This window comes from Streptomyces sp. NPDC002776, from assembly GCF_053592195.1.
This window is the reverse complement of sequence record NZ_JBSFVG010000011.1, coordinates 1-14,949: the sequence shown is the minus strand read 5'-3', so window position 1 is coordinate 14,949 and position 14,949 is coordinate 1. Positions and strand designations below refer to the sequence as shown.

General features: G+C 69.3%; 12 protein-coding genes, 1 rRNA gene and 1 riboswitch. Of the genes, 1 reads left to right on the top strand and 12 read right to left on the bottom strand.

The window, feature by feature from the left end:
- Positions 1-78 precede the first annotated feature (78 nt).
- On the bottom strand, positions 79-2,964 hold the full coding sequence (gene gcvP, locus ACWD11_RS22060) for an aminomethyl-transferring glycine dehydrogenase (RefSeq protein WP_451284895.1): 2,886 nt from the start codon (positions 2,962-2,964) through the stop codon (positions 79-81).
- Positions 2,965-3,137: 173 nt separating this feature from the next.
- Positions 3,138-3,234: riboswitch (glycine riboswitch) on the bottom strand.
- 113 nt (positions 3,235-3,347) lie between these two features.
- On the opposite strand from gcvP, the gene ACWD11_RS22055 reads away from it, so the two are divergent.
- The gene (locus tag ACWD11_RS22055) at positions 3,348-3,722 is read left to right on the top strand and encodes a PRC-barrel domain-containing protein (protein WP_389417498.1); all 375 of its coding nucleotides are present in this window, start codon (positions 3,348-3,350) and stop codon (positions 3,720-3,722) included.
- Positions 3,723-4,646: 924 nt separating this feature from the next.
- Here the strand turns inward: ACWD11_RS22055 and ACWD11_RS22050 are convergent.
- From ACWD11_RS22050 to rrf, 11 genes are all read right to left on the bottom strand, one after another.
- A complete protein-coding gene (locus ACWD11_RS22050; protein WP_451284893.1) occupies positions 4,647-6,044 on the bottom strand; it encodes a DNA polymerase IV in 1,398 nt (465 codons plus the stop codon).
- Between the two features lie 84 nt (positions 6,045-6,128).
- On the bottom strand, positions 6,129-6,812 hold the full coding sequence (locus ACWD11_RS22045; RefSeq protein WP_389417496.1) for a MerR family transcriptional regulator: 684 nt from the start codon (positions 6,810-6,812) through the stop codon (positions 6,129-6,131).
- Positions 6,813-7,017: 205 nt separating this feature from the next.
- The gene (locus ACWD11_RS22040; protein WP_006144119.1) at positions 7,018-7,491 is read right to left on the bottom strand and encodes a bifunctional nuclease family protein; all 474 of its coding nucleotides are present in this window, start codon (positions 7,489-7,491) and stop codon (positions 7,018-7,020) included.
- A gap of 84 nt (positions 7,492-7,575) precedes the next feature.
- The gene (gene ftsR, locus ACWD11_RS22035) at positions 7,576-8,313 is read right to left on the bottom strand and encodes a transcriptional regulator FtsR (protein ID WP_451284891.1); all 738 of its coding nucleotides are present in this window, start codon (positions 8,311-8,313) and stop codon (positions 7,576-7,578) included.
- A gap of 20 nt (positions 8,314-8,333) precedes the next feature.
- A complete protein-coding gene (locus tag ACWD11_RS22030; protein WP_389417494.1) occupies positions 8,334-9,293 on the bottom strand; it encodes an FHA domain-containing protein in 960 nt (319 codons plus the stop codon).
- 61 nt (positions 9,294-9,354) lie between these two features.
- The gene (locus ACWD11_RS22025; RefSeq protein ID WP_389417493.1) at positions 9,355-10,188 is read right to left on the bottom strand and encodes a DUF881 domain-containing protein; all 834 of its coding nucleotides are present in this window, start codon (positions 10,186-10,188) and stop codon (positions 9,355-9,357) included.
- 5 nt (positions 10,189-10,193) lie between these two features.
- Positions 10,194-10,526, bottom strand: a complete 333-nt coding sequence (locus tag ACWD11_RS22020; protein ID WP_003988855.1) for a small basic family protein — start codon at positions 10,524-10,526, stop codon at positions 10,194-10,196.
- The gene (locus ACWD11_RS22015; protein WP_451285241.1) at positions 10,523-11,431 is read right to left on the bottom strand and encodes a DUF881 domain-containing protein; all 909 of its coding nucleotides are present in this window, start codon (positions 11,429-11,431) and stop codon (positions 10,523-10,525) included. The genes ACWD11_RS22020 and ACWD11_RS22015 overlap by 4 nt, the downstream gene beginning before the upstream one ends.
- Positions 11,432-11,529: 98 nt before the next feature.
- Entirely contained in the window at positions 11,530-14,025 is a 2,496-nt protein-coding gene (locus ACWD11_RS22010) for a sugar phosphate nucleotidyltransferase (RefSeq protein WP_389417492.1), read from the bottom strand.
- A gap of 113 nt (positions 14,026-14,138) precedes the next feature.
- Complete coding sequence (locus tag ACWD11_RS22005; protein WP_451284888.1) at positions 14,139-14,747, bottom strand: CDP-alcohol phosphatidyltransferase family protein; 609 nt, start codon at positions 14,745-14,747, stop codon at positions 14,139-14,141.
- A gap of 107 nt (positions 14,748-14,854) precedes the next feature.
- A 5S ribosomal RNA gene (gene rrf / locus ACWD11_RS22000) occupies positions 14,855-14,949 on the bottom strand; the annotation flags it as partial.

Genomic DNA, 14,949 nt, shown 5'->3' with positions numbered 1-14,949 from the left:
CGGGAAACAGGAGCGGGAAACAGCGAAGGGCTCCCCCCGAGCCGTACAGCCCGGGCGGAGCCCCTCGCCTACGCCGGATCAGCCCTCGTACGCGTCCATCGGCGGGCACGAGCACACCAGGTTCCGGTCGCCGAAGGCCTGGTCGATACGGCGCACCGGCGGCCAGTACTTGTCCGCGGCCGAGACCCCGCCCGGGAACACGGCCTCCTCGCGGCTGTACGCGTGCTCCCACTCCCCGCCCAGCGCGGCGGCGGTGTGCGGAGCGTTCCGCAGCGGGTTGTCGTCCGCGGCCCACTCGCCGGAGCCGACCTTCTCGATCTCCCCGCGAATGGCGATCATCGCCTCGCAGAACCGGTCCAGCTCGATGAGGTCCTCGGACTCGGTCGGCTCGATCATCAGCGTGCCGGCCACCGGGAAGGACATCGTCGGCGCGTGGAAGCCGTAGTCGATGAGCCGCTTCGCGACGTCGTCGACGCTCACACCGGTCGCCTTGGTCAGCGGCCGCAGATCGATGATGCACTCGTGCGCGACGAGCCCGCCCGGGCCGGTGTACAGCACCGGGTAGTGCGGCTCGAGGCGCTTGGCGATGTAGTTCGCGCTGAGCACGGCGACCTGCGTGGCCCGCTTCAGCCCCTCGCCGCCCATGAGCCGGACGTACGACCACGAGATCGGCAGGATCCCCGCGGAACCCCACGGCGCCGCCGAGATCGGCCCGACACCCGTCTCGGGGCCGGCGCTCGGCTGCATCGGGTGGTTCGGCAGGTACGGCGCCAGGTGCGCCCGCACACCCACCGGGCCGACGCCCGGGCCACCGCCACCGTGCGGGATGCAGAAGGTCTTGTGCAGGTTCAGATGCGAGACGTCACCACCGAAGTGACCCGGCTTGGCCAGGCCCACCAGCGCGTTGAGGTTGGCGCCGTCGACGTAGACCTGCCCGCCCGCCTCGTGCACCTGCGCGCAGATGTCGGCCACGTGCTCCTCGAAGACGCCGTGCGTCGAGGGGTACGTGATCATCAGCACCGACAGCTCGTCGCGGTACTGCTCGATCTTCGCCCGCAGGTCCTCGACGTCGATCTCGCCGTCCTCGGCGGTCCGGACGACGACGACCTTCATGCCCGCCATCACGGCGCTGGCGGCGTTGGTGCCGTGCGCGGAGGACGGGATGAGGCAGATGGTGCGCTGCTCGTCGCCGTTGGCCCGGTGGTAGCCGCGGACGGCGAGCAGACCGGCCAGCTCACCCTGCGATCCGGCGTTCGGCTGGAGGCTGACCTTGTCGTACCCGGTGACCTCGGCGAGACGTTCCTCCAGCTCGCGGATGAGCGTGAGGTAACCCCCCGCCTGCTCCTCCGGCGCGAAGGGGTGCAGCTGCCCGAATTCGGGCCAGGTGACCGGCTCCATCTCGGTCGTCGCGTTGAGCTTCATCGTGCAGGAGCCCAGCGGGATCATGCCGCGGTCGAGCGCGTAGTCACGGTCGGCGAGGCGGCGCAGGTAGCGCAGCATCGCGGTCTCGGAGCGGTACTGGTGGAAGACCGGGTGGGCCAGGAACTCGTCCCCGCGCACCAGCGCCGCCGGCAACGCGTCCTCGGCCCGCGCGTCCAGCGCCTCGACGTCCCCGTCCACCCCGAAGGCGCTCCACACCGCGGTGAGCTGGGCCCGGCCGGTGGTCTCGTCGCAGGCGAGGGAGACGTGGTCGGCGTCGACCAGCCAGAGGTTCACGCCGTTCTCCCGCGCGGCCGCGACGACCTCGGCGGCCCGACCGGGTACCCGCACGGTGAGCGTGTCGAAGTAGGAGCCGTGCACGACCTCGACTCCGCCGGCGGTGAGCCCCGCGGCCAGGATCGAGGTGTACCGGTGGACCCGCCGGGCGATGCTCTTCAGCCCTTCGGGCCCGTGGTAGACGGCGTACATGCCGGCCATGACGGCGAGCAGCACCTGCGCCGTACAGATGTTGCTGGTCGCCTTCTCCCGGCGGATGTGCTGCTCACGCGTCTGCAGCGCGAGCCGGTAGGCCTTGTTGCCGTCGGCGTCCACGGACACCCCGACCAGCCGCCCGGGCAGGCTGCGCGCGAACTTCTCGTGCACGGCCATGTAACCGGCGTGCGGACCGCCGAAGCCCATCGGCACACCGAAGCGCTGCGTGGTGCCGATCGCGATGTCCGCGCCCAGCTCGCCGGGGGAGGTCAGCAGCGTCAGCGCGAGCAGATCGGCGGCGACGGTGACCAGCGCGCCGAGCTCATGGGCCTGCTCGATGACGGGCTTGATGTCCCGCACGGCACCGGAGGCGCCCGGGTACTGGATGAGCACGCCGTTGATCTCGCGCGAGGCGATGCCGTCCGGAATGCCCTCGCTCAGGTCGGCGACGACCACCTCGACGCCCGTGGGCTCGGCCCGCGTCTGGATCACGGCGATGGTCTGCGGAAGGGCGTCCGCGTCGATGAGGAACAGGCCCTTCTTGTTCTTGCCCATGCGCCGGGACAGCGCCATGGCCTCGGCAGCCGCCGTGCCCTCGTCGAGCAGTGAGGCACCGGAGGTGGGCAGCCCGGTGAGCTCGGCGACCATCGTCTGGAAGTTCAGCAGGGCCTCCAGGCGGCCCTGCGAGATCTCCGGCTGGTACGGCGTGTAGGCCGTGTACCAGGCCGGGTTCTCCATGACGTTGCGCAGGATGACCGGCGGGGTGAAGGTGCCGTAGTAGCCGAGCCCGATCATGGAGTCCAGCACCTGGTTGCGGTCGGCGAGGGTCCGCAGCTCGGCGAGCACCTCGGCCTCGGTCCGCGCACCCGGCAGGTCGAGGGCGTCGGCGTTCTTGATCACATCCGGCACCGCGGCGGCGGTGAGCTCGTCCAGCGAGCCGTAGCCGACCTGGGCGAGCATCTTGGCCCGAGCCTCATGATCAGGACCGATGTGACGCTGCTCGAAGGGGATCCCTTGCTCGAGCTCGGAGAGCGGAATGCGATAGGCGGTCATTGCGGAGGCCTCCTGGTCGACACGACCTTCGAGGGGCACCACGGCACGGGTACCCGGACGGCCTCCCCCTCTGTCATCTCAACCTGAGAGCTTCACCAGGGCATGAGGGCGCCCGGCTTTCACCGTCGGTGAGAGCGGAAGCCGTCGACACCCGCTCTGCTTTCCAGAGTGACCTCGTCCGTGCGGTACGTGGGCCTGAGAGATTCCGGGGAGGATTTGCTCCTTCGGCGCCTCCGGATGGTGTCCGGAGGACTCTCCCGCACGGGGTCAGCAGCCGCTGTCAGCCTACCAGCGAGGTCAACGCCCAGGCGTTCGAGTGGCCGCGCACCCGAATGTGCTCTTTCGTAGTGCTTACGGATGAGTTGCGACCAAGTGGAGGGCACGTGCAGACCGACATCGATCCGCGCAACCTGATCGGCCGCAAGGCGTTCGACCGCAACGGTACGAAGCTCGGCACCATCGACGAGGTCTACCTCGACGACGCCACCGGCGTACCGGAGTGGGCAGCCATACGAACGGGCCTGTTCAGCAGGGACGCCTTCGTCCCCCTGGAGCCCAGCGAACTGGTGGAGGGCGCCCTCCGCGTCCCTTTCGACCGCTCCCTGATCAAGGACGCCCCCGACTTCGGAGTAGGCCGCCACCTCTCCCCGGAACAGGAACTCCAGCTCTACCACCACTACGGCCTGGACCTGACCTCCCCCACACCCCCCGACTACGACTTCGGCAACTTGGCAGGCACAGAAGAAGCAGACACCTAAGCCCCCCACGTAGCCCCCGCAACGCGACCGCGCACCCGACACCCCTCGTGCCCCGCACCGACGCGCCCCCTGGCAGCCCCGGGATCTGGGCCTCCGCTCCCCTCCGCTCCCCGCAGCTAGGCGCCCGCGCCCGCGCCGCCCCGCAACTGCCTACCTGCACGCCCTCGCAGCGGAGCAGCCGCGTCCCTCGTGACCCAGGGTAGCCAGGCCGTCGTCGCGGATCCAGCGCTGCTCGGGCGCACCAGCTGGGTGACGACGTCCCCCGCCGCCCCGCAGCTGGGTACCCGCACCCCTCGCGCAGCCCCAGTGCTGGGCCTCCGCGTCCCTCCTATCCCCGCAGCTGAGCGACCGCGCCCCCGCCGCCCCGTAGCTGCACCTGCACGCCCTCGCAGCGGGACGGCCGCGCCCCTCCTGGCCCAGGGCAGCCAGGCTGTCGTCGCGGATCCAGCGCTGCTCGGGCGCACTAGCTGGGCGACCGCACCCCTCGCAGCCCCAGGGGCTGGGCCTCCGCGTCCCACCTCGCCCCGCAGCTGAGCGACCGTGCCACCACCGCCCCGTAGCCGCCTACCTGTCTGCCCTCACAGCGGGACGGCCGCATCCGTCGTAGCCCCCTAGCTGAGTGACCGCGGCCCCCGCCGCCCCGCAGCTGGGTGACCGCACTCCTCGCGCCCCTGGCTGCATGACCGCATGCCCATAGCTCCGAGTCGCGTGCCGTGTATCCCCTAACCCGCAGCCGCACATCCCTCAGCCTGTTGCCCACAGCCCTACAGCCCATCGCCCGCACAACCCCCGGCCCGCACCCCCAACCCGCCGCTGCGGGCAGTCGTGCCGCTGGGGCGGCACGGGTGGGCTGGGCCCCTCGGGTGAGGCACCCGGCCAACGCGGGCGAGTGCACCAACCCCCCACCAACACCGCCCCCGCCCCTCACGCCCGCACCTCATCCACAGCAACCCCCGGCCTCCGCGGCACCAACGGCAACGGCTCCGCAGGAACAAGCTCAGGATCATCGACCCGAAACGTCCGCACCCGCCCCGGCCCGGACTCCGGCGTCTCGAACCGCACAGTCACCCGCCCCACCCCACTCCCCTGCACCCACCCATGCCCGAACTCCGCATGCCGAACGTCATGCCCAGCAGCCCACCGCCGCTCCACAGCCGCCCCCACCTCCGCAGCCGCACCCACACCCCCGGCCTCGCCAACCTCGCCGGCCCCGTCCTCTCCCCCATCCTCCGCACCCCGACCCCGCTCCCCCGCGGCCTGCGCGAACAGATCCTCCTGCGTGTAGTCGGCAAGCCCACTGACCCCCACCCCCAGCAACCGCACACCCCCCGTCGTGTCCACCGACTCCAGCAACCGCCCCGCGGCCTCCCGCACGACCGCCGGATCATCCGTGGGCCCCCGCAACGTCTCGGACCGAGTCAGCGTGGAGAAGTCGTACCGCCGCACCTTCAGCACAATGGTCCGCCCGGACAACCCGGCCTCCCGCAACCGCCGCACACACCGATCCGCGAGCCGCTGCACCTCCAGCCCCACCCGCACCCGGTCATGGATGTCCACGTCATACGTGTCCTCCACGGACACCGACTTCGTCTCCCGCTCAGCCACCACCGGCCGCTCGTCCCGCGCCAGCGCCATGGCGTACAGCGCATGCCCGTGCGCCTTCCCCAGCATCCGCACGAGCTCGTCCTCGCCCGCCTCGGCCAGCTCCTCGACCGTGTGGATCCCGGCCCGCCGCAGATGATCCCCGGTGGCCGGCCCCACCCCCGGCAGGGTCCGCACCGGCATCGGCCCCAGCATCGCCCGCTCGGTCCCCGGCTCGATCACCACCAGACCGTCCGGTTTGGCCTGCTCGGAAGCGATCTTCGCGAGCATCTTGCACGCGGCGAGCCCCACGGACCCCGTCAGCCCGGTGACCGCCCGTATGTCCGCCCGCAGCTTCGCCCCCACCAGCCGCGCCGACGCCTCGTCCCAGGCCGCTCCCCCGGCCTCCAGGTCGACGAACGCCTCATCCAGACTCAACGGCTCCACCAGCGGCGACAGCGCCCTCAGCAGCGCCATCACCTGCTCACTGATCGACCGGTAGAACGCGAACCGCGGCACGAGATACGCGGCGTTCGGTGCGAGCCGCCGGGCCTGCGCCATCGGCATCGCCGAGTGCACCCCGAAGACCCGGGCCTCGTAGGACGCGGTGGCCACCACACCACGCGGCCCCAGCCCGCCCACGATGACCGCCTTCCCGCGCAGACTCGGCTTGGACGCCTGCTCCGCCGAGGCGAAGAAGGCATCCATGTCGAGATGCAGGATCGTGGGCGTGTTTCTCACATGTCCGATGCTGCCCTACGCCACTGACAATGCCCCCGAGCGGCCTCCACGCCGCCCCGCACAGCCCACACGGCGGAGCCGTCCTCAGACCGCCCGGTTCCGCCGCCGCGCCAGCTCGTCCGCCGGATTGGGGCCGACCAGCGTCTCCCCGGTGTCGATGCGCTCCCCGTGCAGCTGCGACAGCGCGCTCTCCACGTCCCGCCACACCACGCCGACGGCGATCCCGAAGACTCCCTGCCCGCTCTGGAGCAGCGCGTGGACCTCGTCGGGCGAGGTGCACTCGTAGACCGTGGCGCCGTCGCTCATCAGCGTCATGCGCTCCAGGTCACGAAAGCCCCGCTCTCGCAGGTGCTGCACCGCGGTGCGGATGTTCTGGAGCGAGACACCGGTGTCGAGGAACCGCTTGACGATCTTCAGGACGACGACGTCCCGGAAGCTGTACAGACGCTGCGTCCCCGACCCGTGCGCGGGCCGCACACTGGGCTCGACGAGCCCCGTACGGGCCCAGTAGTCCAGCTGCCGATAGGTGATGCCGGCCGCCGCGCAGGCCGTCGGGCCCCGGTAGCCGATCTGCTCGGACGTCATGGACGTCGCCCCTCCGCCGCTCGGCACGGCCGTCGGTCGCTGCGGGGCGCGGTCGGCCGCACCACCCGGCTGGGGGTATCCCCCGCCGGAGCGGAGTCGTGAGCTCGGGGGAGGGTACGGACCGCTCTCCCCGAGACCGCGTCCGGGGGCACCCCCAGCCGTACCGTCGCCGCTGCTTCTCACGCCGACCTCCGTCCTTGACCTGCCTTCTCGACGGTAGGCAGTCACCAGGGGTGCGTCAACGATCGCCACACTCGGCACGCCGAGTGATAATCACCCTAGGAGTGGTTTCCCGTACCCCACCGCGGGGAAAGGCTAGCCGAATGCGCTCGGAGCGGGCCGCAGGACGCTCTCACTCGCCGCTGGCAATTGCCGGGAACCGGACGTCTCACTGGCTGCTCGTGCCGAAATCCTCGGGCGAGATCTGGTCGAGGAACTCGCGGAACTTCTCCACCTCGTCCTCCTGCTCGTCCGGAATCGCGATCCCCGCGTCGTCCAGCACGCCGTCACTGCCGTAGATCGGCGTTCCGGTGCGCAGGGCCAGTGCTATGGCGTCGGAGGGACGCGCGCTCACCTCGACGCCGCTGGCGAAGACCAGCTCGGCGTAGAAGACGCCGTCACGCAGGTCCGTGATGCGCACTTCGGTGAGCTCCTGGCCGACGGCCTCCAGCACGTCCTTGAACAGGTCGTGGGTCAGCGGTCGTGCGGGGGCCATGCCCTGCTGGGCGAAGGCGATGGCCGTGGCCTCCCCCGGCCCGATCCAGATGGGGAGGTAACGGTCGCCTCCCACTTCGCGCAGGAGCACGATCGGTTGGTTGGAGGGCATTTCGACCCGGACACCTACGACATCGAGCTCGTTCACACAGCAACCCTAGGCCGTGCCCGGGACGTTTGGGTAGTCGGGCAGGAAACGGGCGGCCCATCCGGACCGCCCAGGCCCTCCGGGTCAGGGCAGCCGCACCCCGAGCGCGGTCTGCACGAGCGCCGCGTGCAGCTTCACCGTGAGCCCCGCCAGCTCCTTCGTGCGGGCCTCGGCATGGGCCCTGGTCTGCGGGTTGCGATGGCGTCTGAGCGGTGCCACGACCTGGTCCACGAGCCCGGCCTCCCGGTCCGCGGCGGCCTTCATCGCCCGCAGATGCCGCGGCTCGATCCCGAACCGCCCCAGTTCGACGACGAGCGAGGCCACGGTGACCGCCTCGGCGTCGTACGCCCCGTCCGGCAGCGGGGCGATCAGCCCGTACGACTCCCACTCCTCGAGCTCCCGCTCGCCGATCTCCGCGGCGGCCAGCAGCTCGCTCCGCCCGATCCGGGCCGCCGTAGGAGCATCGGAGAGCTCCGGTCCGGCCTCTCCGTCGCGCTGTCGGCCCACGGTGGGCAGCGCCACGGCCTCGCCGCGCTCCATGGCGTCCAGGTGCTCCCTGATCACCTTGAGGGGCAGATAGTGGTCCCGTTGCATCCTCAGCACATGGCCGAGTCTCTCGACGTCGTCGGCGCTGAACTTGCGGTAACCCGAAGGGGTCCGCTGCGGTTCGACGAGTCCCTCGGACTCCAGGAAGCGGATCTTGGAGATGGTGACTTCGGGGAACTCGTCGCGCAGCACGCTCAGCACGGTGCCGATGCTCATCAGCCCGCTGTCCGTGGCGGCAGTGCCGTGTCCGGCACCGCCGCTCGGTGTGTGAAGCATGGACCTTCTCCGGGGGAGGGTCAGTAGCCTCGCTGGCTCGCGTGGAAGACCAGCCGGTACTTGCCGATCTGCACCTCGTCACCGTTCGACAGGGCGACCTGGTCGATCCGCTCGCGGTTGACGTACGTGCCGTTCAGGCTGCCCACGTCGGCCACGGTGAACGAGCCGTCCGGGCTCCGGCGGAACTCCACGTGCCGGCGCGAGACGGTGACGTCGTCCAGGAAGATGTCGCTCTGCGGGTGACGGCCGGCCGTGGTCAGGTCGCTGTCCAGCAGGAAGCGGCTGCCCGAGTTCGGCCCGCGGCGCACCACCAGGAGCGCGGAGCCGAGCGGCAGCGCCTCGACGGCGGCCTGCGCCTCGGGGGACAGCGCCGGGATCTGCGTCTGGCCGGTGGCCTCGGCGTCGTAGGCCTCGAGACCGGAGATGGAGATCGTGGAGGTGGTCTCGGACGGACGCTCGGGCACCGCACCCGCCCGCAGCGGAGCACCGCAGTTGGAACAGAAGCGACTGTTCTCCGCGTTGCGGTTACCGCACCTCGTGCACACCAGGGCCGACATGGACGGATCCTCCTGCCGCGGCTGCCCCGCGGGGGCATTGGACGCATACGGGTCGGCGGTGAACCCTCCACCCGTACCTGAGGTTGAGGGTTGCCCGAAACCTATGCCTCCGGCCTGGGCAGGGTCAACAGACGGCGCGCCCTGACCTCCGGAAATGTCCCCGCCCGGGCCACCCACCTGGTCCCGGAACAACGGCCGCTGGCCCTCTGCGTCAGGCTGCGCGCGGTGGCGGGCGGTGGCGTTGTCGTTGCCCTGCCGCGCGCTCTTGCCGAACAACTTCGCAAACAACTTCACGGGCGATTCCCCTTGACTGAAACAGACCCGCCCGTGGGGCAGGACGAACCCTGACTGCACACTCCGGCCGACCCGGACATCCTCACAACGTCCGTATCCACCAGACAGTTTCCACCACGCACCACCCATTCGGTGCGCCGACCCCCCGCAACCTCATGCCCTCGCCGGACGTCCCCCATGCACCCCCGATTCACCGCGAGGACGACCGAGCGTAGTCAGGCTGCTGCGCGGCTCGCAAGGCGTCCACAACGATCTTGTCCGACCGCTCGACCGTCACCACGGCCTGCTCCTTCTCGAGGGTCTGCACCACGCCTCCAGGGATGTTGAGCGCCGGTTCGAGGTCCTGAGGTTTGCCGATGACCTTGAAACGATAGGGCGCGTTGATCTTGTTCCCGTCGACGCTCACGGAGTTTCCCGAATCGGTCAGATAGGTCCCCGCCACCACGCGTACCCCATTCACCTGGATCGCCTCCGCACCGGCCGCACGCAACTCCTGAATGGCGTCGAGCAGCATGTCCGCCTCGACCGTGCCCTTCGTGTCGTCGATGACCACCGTGATGCCGGGTCCTTGCGCCGCCACCGTGCCCGCCAGGATGCCGAGTTGCCGCTCCTTCTCGACCGTCTGCCGACGAGCCTCCTCGGCCTGGTTCGAACTGTTCTCGAGCTCGTCCCGCTGCTGCTCGAGTCCCTGCTTCTCGTCCTCAAGACGCTGTGTGCGGTCATCCAGTTCATCGAGGATCCGGACAAGATCCTCCTGGCGCGCGCCGCGCAGGGCGTCGTCCCCGTCGCTGTTGGAGGCGACCTGCACGGCCAGGCCGAAGCCGAGGCCGAACAGCAACAGGGCGACGATCAGTTGAGCCCGGGTGACCCGCGGCGGCCAGAGCCCCTTGGCGAGCCGCTGCCGTCCGGTGAGCTCCGGCCGCGTCTCCGCCTCGTGCGCGCCTACCGCGGCCGCCTGGGACGGGACCTCGTCGGGCAGTTCCTTGCGCAGCCTGTTCTCGGCCGCCTCGTCCTGGTTGCTCATCGGTCTCACGCCCGGAACACGTGCCGGCGGATCGCCGCGGCATTGGAGAAGATACGGATCCCGAGGACCACGACGACACCGGTGGACAGCTGCGCCCCCACACCCAACTTGTCACCGAGGAACACGATCAGCGCGGCGACGACCACATTGGACAGGAAGGACACCACGAAGACCTTGTCGTCGAAGATCCCGTCGAGCATGGCCCGCAGGCCACCGAAGACGGCGTCCAGCGCCGCCACGACGGCGATCGGCAGATAAGGCTCCACGACCGCCGGAACCTCAGGCCGGACCAACAGGCCGGCCACGACTCCCACGACGAGGCCCAGTACGGCGATCACGATGTGCCCTTCTCGCTTTTCTCGGTGTTCGGCTGCGCTGTTCGTACGGTCACACGGGGTGCCGCCGGCAGCCGGAGGTCCTCTTCCACGGAGATTGCCGTCCGGATGCCGAAGTTCTCCTGCAGGGCATGCAGATACAGCCCGTCGGCACTGTCCTGGAACCTGGTGCTCAGCCGCTCCCCGTCCCCCACCGCGAGCACCGTGTACGGCGGTACCAGCGGCTTGTTGTCGACCAGTATCGCGTCGCCCGCGGCCCTGATCGCCGACAGGGCCGTCAGCCGCTGTCCGTTGATGGAGATCGCCTCGGCGCCCGACTCCCACAGCCCGTTGACCACCCGCTGCATGTCACGGTCGCGCACCCGCCCGGTGTCGGAGAACCCGGAGGTCTCACGCGGATCCCCGTCACCGCCCCCACCGGCTTCCCGGGCGTCGTCGACGACCAGCTTCACCCCGGGTCCGTGCACCTCGACGGCGCCGGACAGGATGCCCACGAGCTCCCCCTGCTCGCTGCCGCTCTCCTTCAGCACCTCACGCTGGCGCGCGCTCACCTCTTCGCGCAGCTCGTCGACGCTGTCCTCGAGCTTGTCCGCGGCCTCGGTCTCCTGATCGATCCGGTCGATCAGTTCCTCGCGCTCCTTCGCCACCACAGGAGCCGCGACCCGCGCCTGGGCCGCCCCGACGGTGACGACGAGGGCGGCCAGCACCAGACCGGCCGCGAGTCCGAGCTTCGCCCTGAGGGTCTTGGGCAGACCGCCGTCCGCCGCCTTCTTCCGGGCCGCCGCCTCGGCGTACCCGTCATCGAGGCTGTGATCCATGACGTTGGTGAGCAGCGACATGGAGGCGTCCGGGCGCGAGGGTCGCGTAGGAGTGCTCCGAACGGGGGGCTGCTGCGGCATGCCGCACATCGTCGCACGTCGCGCCACGTACCTCCGAATGGCCCCACCGGCGTGCCGGACAGGCCCCCTTGGGGACACTTGTCCGGCACGCGCGCGTGCTGGGGATTTCAGCGCCCGGCGCTGTCCACCACGGCCGACCACTCGTCGAGCAGGGCCTGGGCCGACGCGTCGTCGGGACCCTCCGCCCACAGATGGGTGACGGCCTCGGCCGGGTCGGGCAGGACCATCACCCAGCGCCCGTCGGTCTCCACCACCCGCACACCGTCCGTGGTGTCCACGAACCGGTCACCGGCAGCCTCCACGACCCGTCGCATCACGAGTCCCTTGACCGCCCACGGGGTCGCCAGATCCCGCTTGAGGACGTGCGCCCGCGGAATCCGCGCGTCGATCTGGCTGAGGGTGAGCTGCGTCCGCGCCACCAGCCCGATCAGCCGCACGAAGGCCGCCGTGCCGTCGAAGACACCGCTGAACTCGGGGACGATGAACCCGCCCTTGCCGTCACCGCCGAAGATGGTGGTCTCGTCCCGGCCGACCCGCGTCAGGTCGTCGGGCGACGTCGTCGTCCAGTCCACCTGTGTCCCGTGGTACGCCGCCACCTGCTCGGCGATCCTCGTGGTGGTCACCGGCAGCGCGACCCGCCCACTGCGCCGCTCGGCGGCCACCAGGTCGAGCATCACGAGCAGCGCCCGGTCGTCCTCGACGATCCGTCCCTTCTCGTCGACCAGCGACAGCCGCTCACCGACCGGGTCGAACCGCACTCCGAACGCGGCCCGCGCGGAGGCGACGATCTCGCCCAGCCGCACCAGCCCGGAACGACGAGCGTCCGCCGTCTCGGTCGGCCGGGACTCATCCAGACCGGGATTGATGGTCAGCGCGTCCACACCCAGCTTGCCGAGCAGGCTGGGCAGCACCAGGCCGGCGCTGCCGTTGGAGGCATCCACGACGACCTTCAGCCCGGACTCCGCGATCCCGGTCGTGTCCACGTTCCGCAGCAGCGATCCGGTGTACGAGTCGAAGACGCTGGCCGGGAAATGGAGATCCCCGATCTCACCGGGGAACGCCCGCCGGTACTCCTGACGCGCGAACACCCGGTCCAGCTTGCGCTGACTGCCCTGCGACAGATCGGCGCCCTGGCTGTCGAAGAACATGATGTCCACGGAGTCCGGCACACCGGGCGTCGTCCGGATCATGATCCCGCCGGCGCTGCCGCGAGCGGTCTGCTGTCGCGCCACGGGCAGCGGTACATTCTCCAGATCCCGTACGTCGATGGCGCTCGCCTGCAGCGCGGAGATCACCGCACGCTTCAGCGCCCGAGCACCACGGGAGTGGTCGCGGGCCGTGGTGACGGTGGACCCCTTCTTGAGGGTCGTCGCATAGGCACCGGCGAGGCGTACAGCGAGTTCCGGCGTGATCTCCACATTGAGGATTCCGGACACGCCACGGGCACCGAACAGATGCGCCTGCCCCCGGGACTCCCAGATCACCGAGGTGTTGACGAACGCACCGGCCTCAATGATCTTGAACGGATAGACCCGCACATTGCCCTGAATGATCGACTCTTCACCGATCAGGCACTCGTCGCCGATGACGGCGCCGTCCTCGATCCGGGCGGCACGCATGATGTCGGTGTTCTTGCCGACGACACAGCCCCGAAGGTTGCTCTGCTGCCCGACATACACGTTGTCGTGCACGACGGCCTTGTGCAGGAAGGCGCCGCTCTTCACGACCACGTTGGAGCCGACCACGGTGTGCTCCCGGATCTCGGCGCCGGCTTCCACCTTGGCGTAGTCGCCGATGTAGAGAGGGCCACGAAGAACGGCGTCAGGATGCACCTCGGCACCCTCGGCCACCCACACGCCCGGGGAGATCTCGAACCCGTCGAGCTCGACGTCGACCTTGCCCTCCAGGACATCGGCCTGCGCCTTCACATAGCTCTCGTGGGTGCCGACGTCCTCCCAGTAGCCCTCCGCGATGTACCCATAGATCGGCTTGCCTTCCTTCATCAACTGCGGGAAGACATCGCCGGACCAGTCGACGGGCACATCGGCCTCGACGTAGTCGAAGACCTCGGGCTCCATGACGTAGATACCGGTGTTCACCGTGTCGGAGAAGACCTGGCCCCAGGTCGGCTTCTCGAGGAAACGCTCGACCTTGCCTTCCTCATCGACGATGGTGATTCCGAATTCCAGAGGATTCGGCACCCGCGTCAGGCAGACGGTGACGAGCGCGCCCTTCTCCTTGTGGAAACGGATCAGGTCGGTGAGGTCGAAGTCGGTCAGGGCATCACCGGAGATCACAACGAAGGCGTCGTCCTTCAACGCCTCTTCGGCGTTCTTGACGCTTCCGGCGGTACCGAGTGGCTTCTCCTCATTGGCATAGGTGAGCTCCATTCCGAGCTCTTCACCGTCACCGAAGTAGTTCTTGACCAAGGAGGCCAGGAACTGGACAGTTACGACGGTCTCGTTCAGCCCATGCCTTTTGAGCAGCCTCAGCACATGCTCCATGATCGGCCGGTTGGCCACCGGCAGGAGCGGCTTGGGCATGCTTGAGGTCATGGGACGAAGGCGTGTGCCTTCGCCTCCGGCCATCACGACGGCCTTCATGTCGGAAGCGTCCTCCTCTAAGACGACGGTCTAGCCGACTTCACCCGTCCAAATTGTCCCGCACTTTTCGTCAGCGGGCCATCGAGCCGCTGGAGCCCGGCAATGGGCGAGGTTCAATCGGCCATGGTGTCCGCACGGACAAGGCGGCGGACCTGTACCACGTAGAGGACTCCTGCCCACCAATAGAGGGTTGTACCCCATCCTGCGAACGCCCATCCGAAAATAGCAGCAAGTGACGGGAGCCACCCACTCCCGTCACTGAGCAGGAGCAACGGGAAGGCGTACATCAGGTTGAAGGTAGCCGCCTTGCCCAGGAAGTTCACCTGGGGCGGCGGATAGCCGTGACGCCTGAGGATGCCCACCATCACCAGCAGCAGCAGTTCTCGTGCCAGAAGTACACCGGTCAACCACAGCGGCAAAATATCCCGCCAGGTCAGTCCGACCAAAGTCGAGAGAATGTAGAGCCGGTCCGCGGCGGGGTCCAGGAGCCGGCCGAGGCTGCTGATCTGGTTCCAGCGCCGCGCGAGCTTGCCGTCCAGGTAGTCACTGATCCCGCTCAGCATCAGCACCAGCAGGGCCCAGCCATCGCTCTTCGGCCCGCCGAACTCCGGCCAGAGGATCAGCCACAGGAACACGGGCACGCCAACGAGGCGAGCCATGCTGAGGATGTTGGGGATGGTGAGGACCCTGTCCGTCTGGACACGGGTCTCCTGGACCTCCACCCGGGGCCTCCTGAGGGAAACGTGCGAACGATGCTCCCTGACCTTACCTCAACGCAAAAAAGCTCTGGCTCCTGGGCAGATGCCCAAGAGCCAGAGCTGTAAAAGGAGTTCGGCGGTGTCCTACTCTCCCACAGGGTCCCCCCTGCAGTACCATCGGCGCTGTAAGGCTTAGCTTCCGGGTTCGGAATGTAACCGGGCGTTT

Bases quoted from the DNA above. Each gene is read 5' to 3' on its own strand.
- ftsR (WP_451284891.1), bottom strand. From the start codon at position 8,313: ATGCTTCACACACCGAGCGGCGGTGCCGGACACGGCACTGCCGCCACG.
- gcvP (WP_451284895.1), bottom strand. From the start codon at position 2,964: ATGACCGCCTATCGCATTCCGCTCTCCGAGCTCGAGCAAGGGATCCCC.
- ACWD11_RS22010 (WP_389417492.1), bottom strand. From the start codon at position 14,025: ATGAAGGCCGTCGTGATGGCCGGAGGCGAAGGCACACGCCTTCGTCCC.
- ACWD11_RS22030 (WP_389417494.1), bottom strand. From the start codon at position 9,293: ATGGGTGGTGCGTGGTGGAAACTGTCTGGTGGATACGGACGTTGTGAG.
- ACWD11_RS22015 (WP_451285241.1), bottom strand. From the start codon at position 11,431: ATGTGCGGCATGCCGCAGCAGCCCCCCGTTCGGAGCACTCCTACGCGA.
- ACWD11_RS22025 (WP_389417493.1), bottom strand. From the start codon at position 10,188: ATGAGCAACCAGGACGAGGCGGCCGAGAACAGGCTGCGCAAGGAACTG.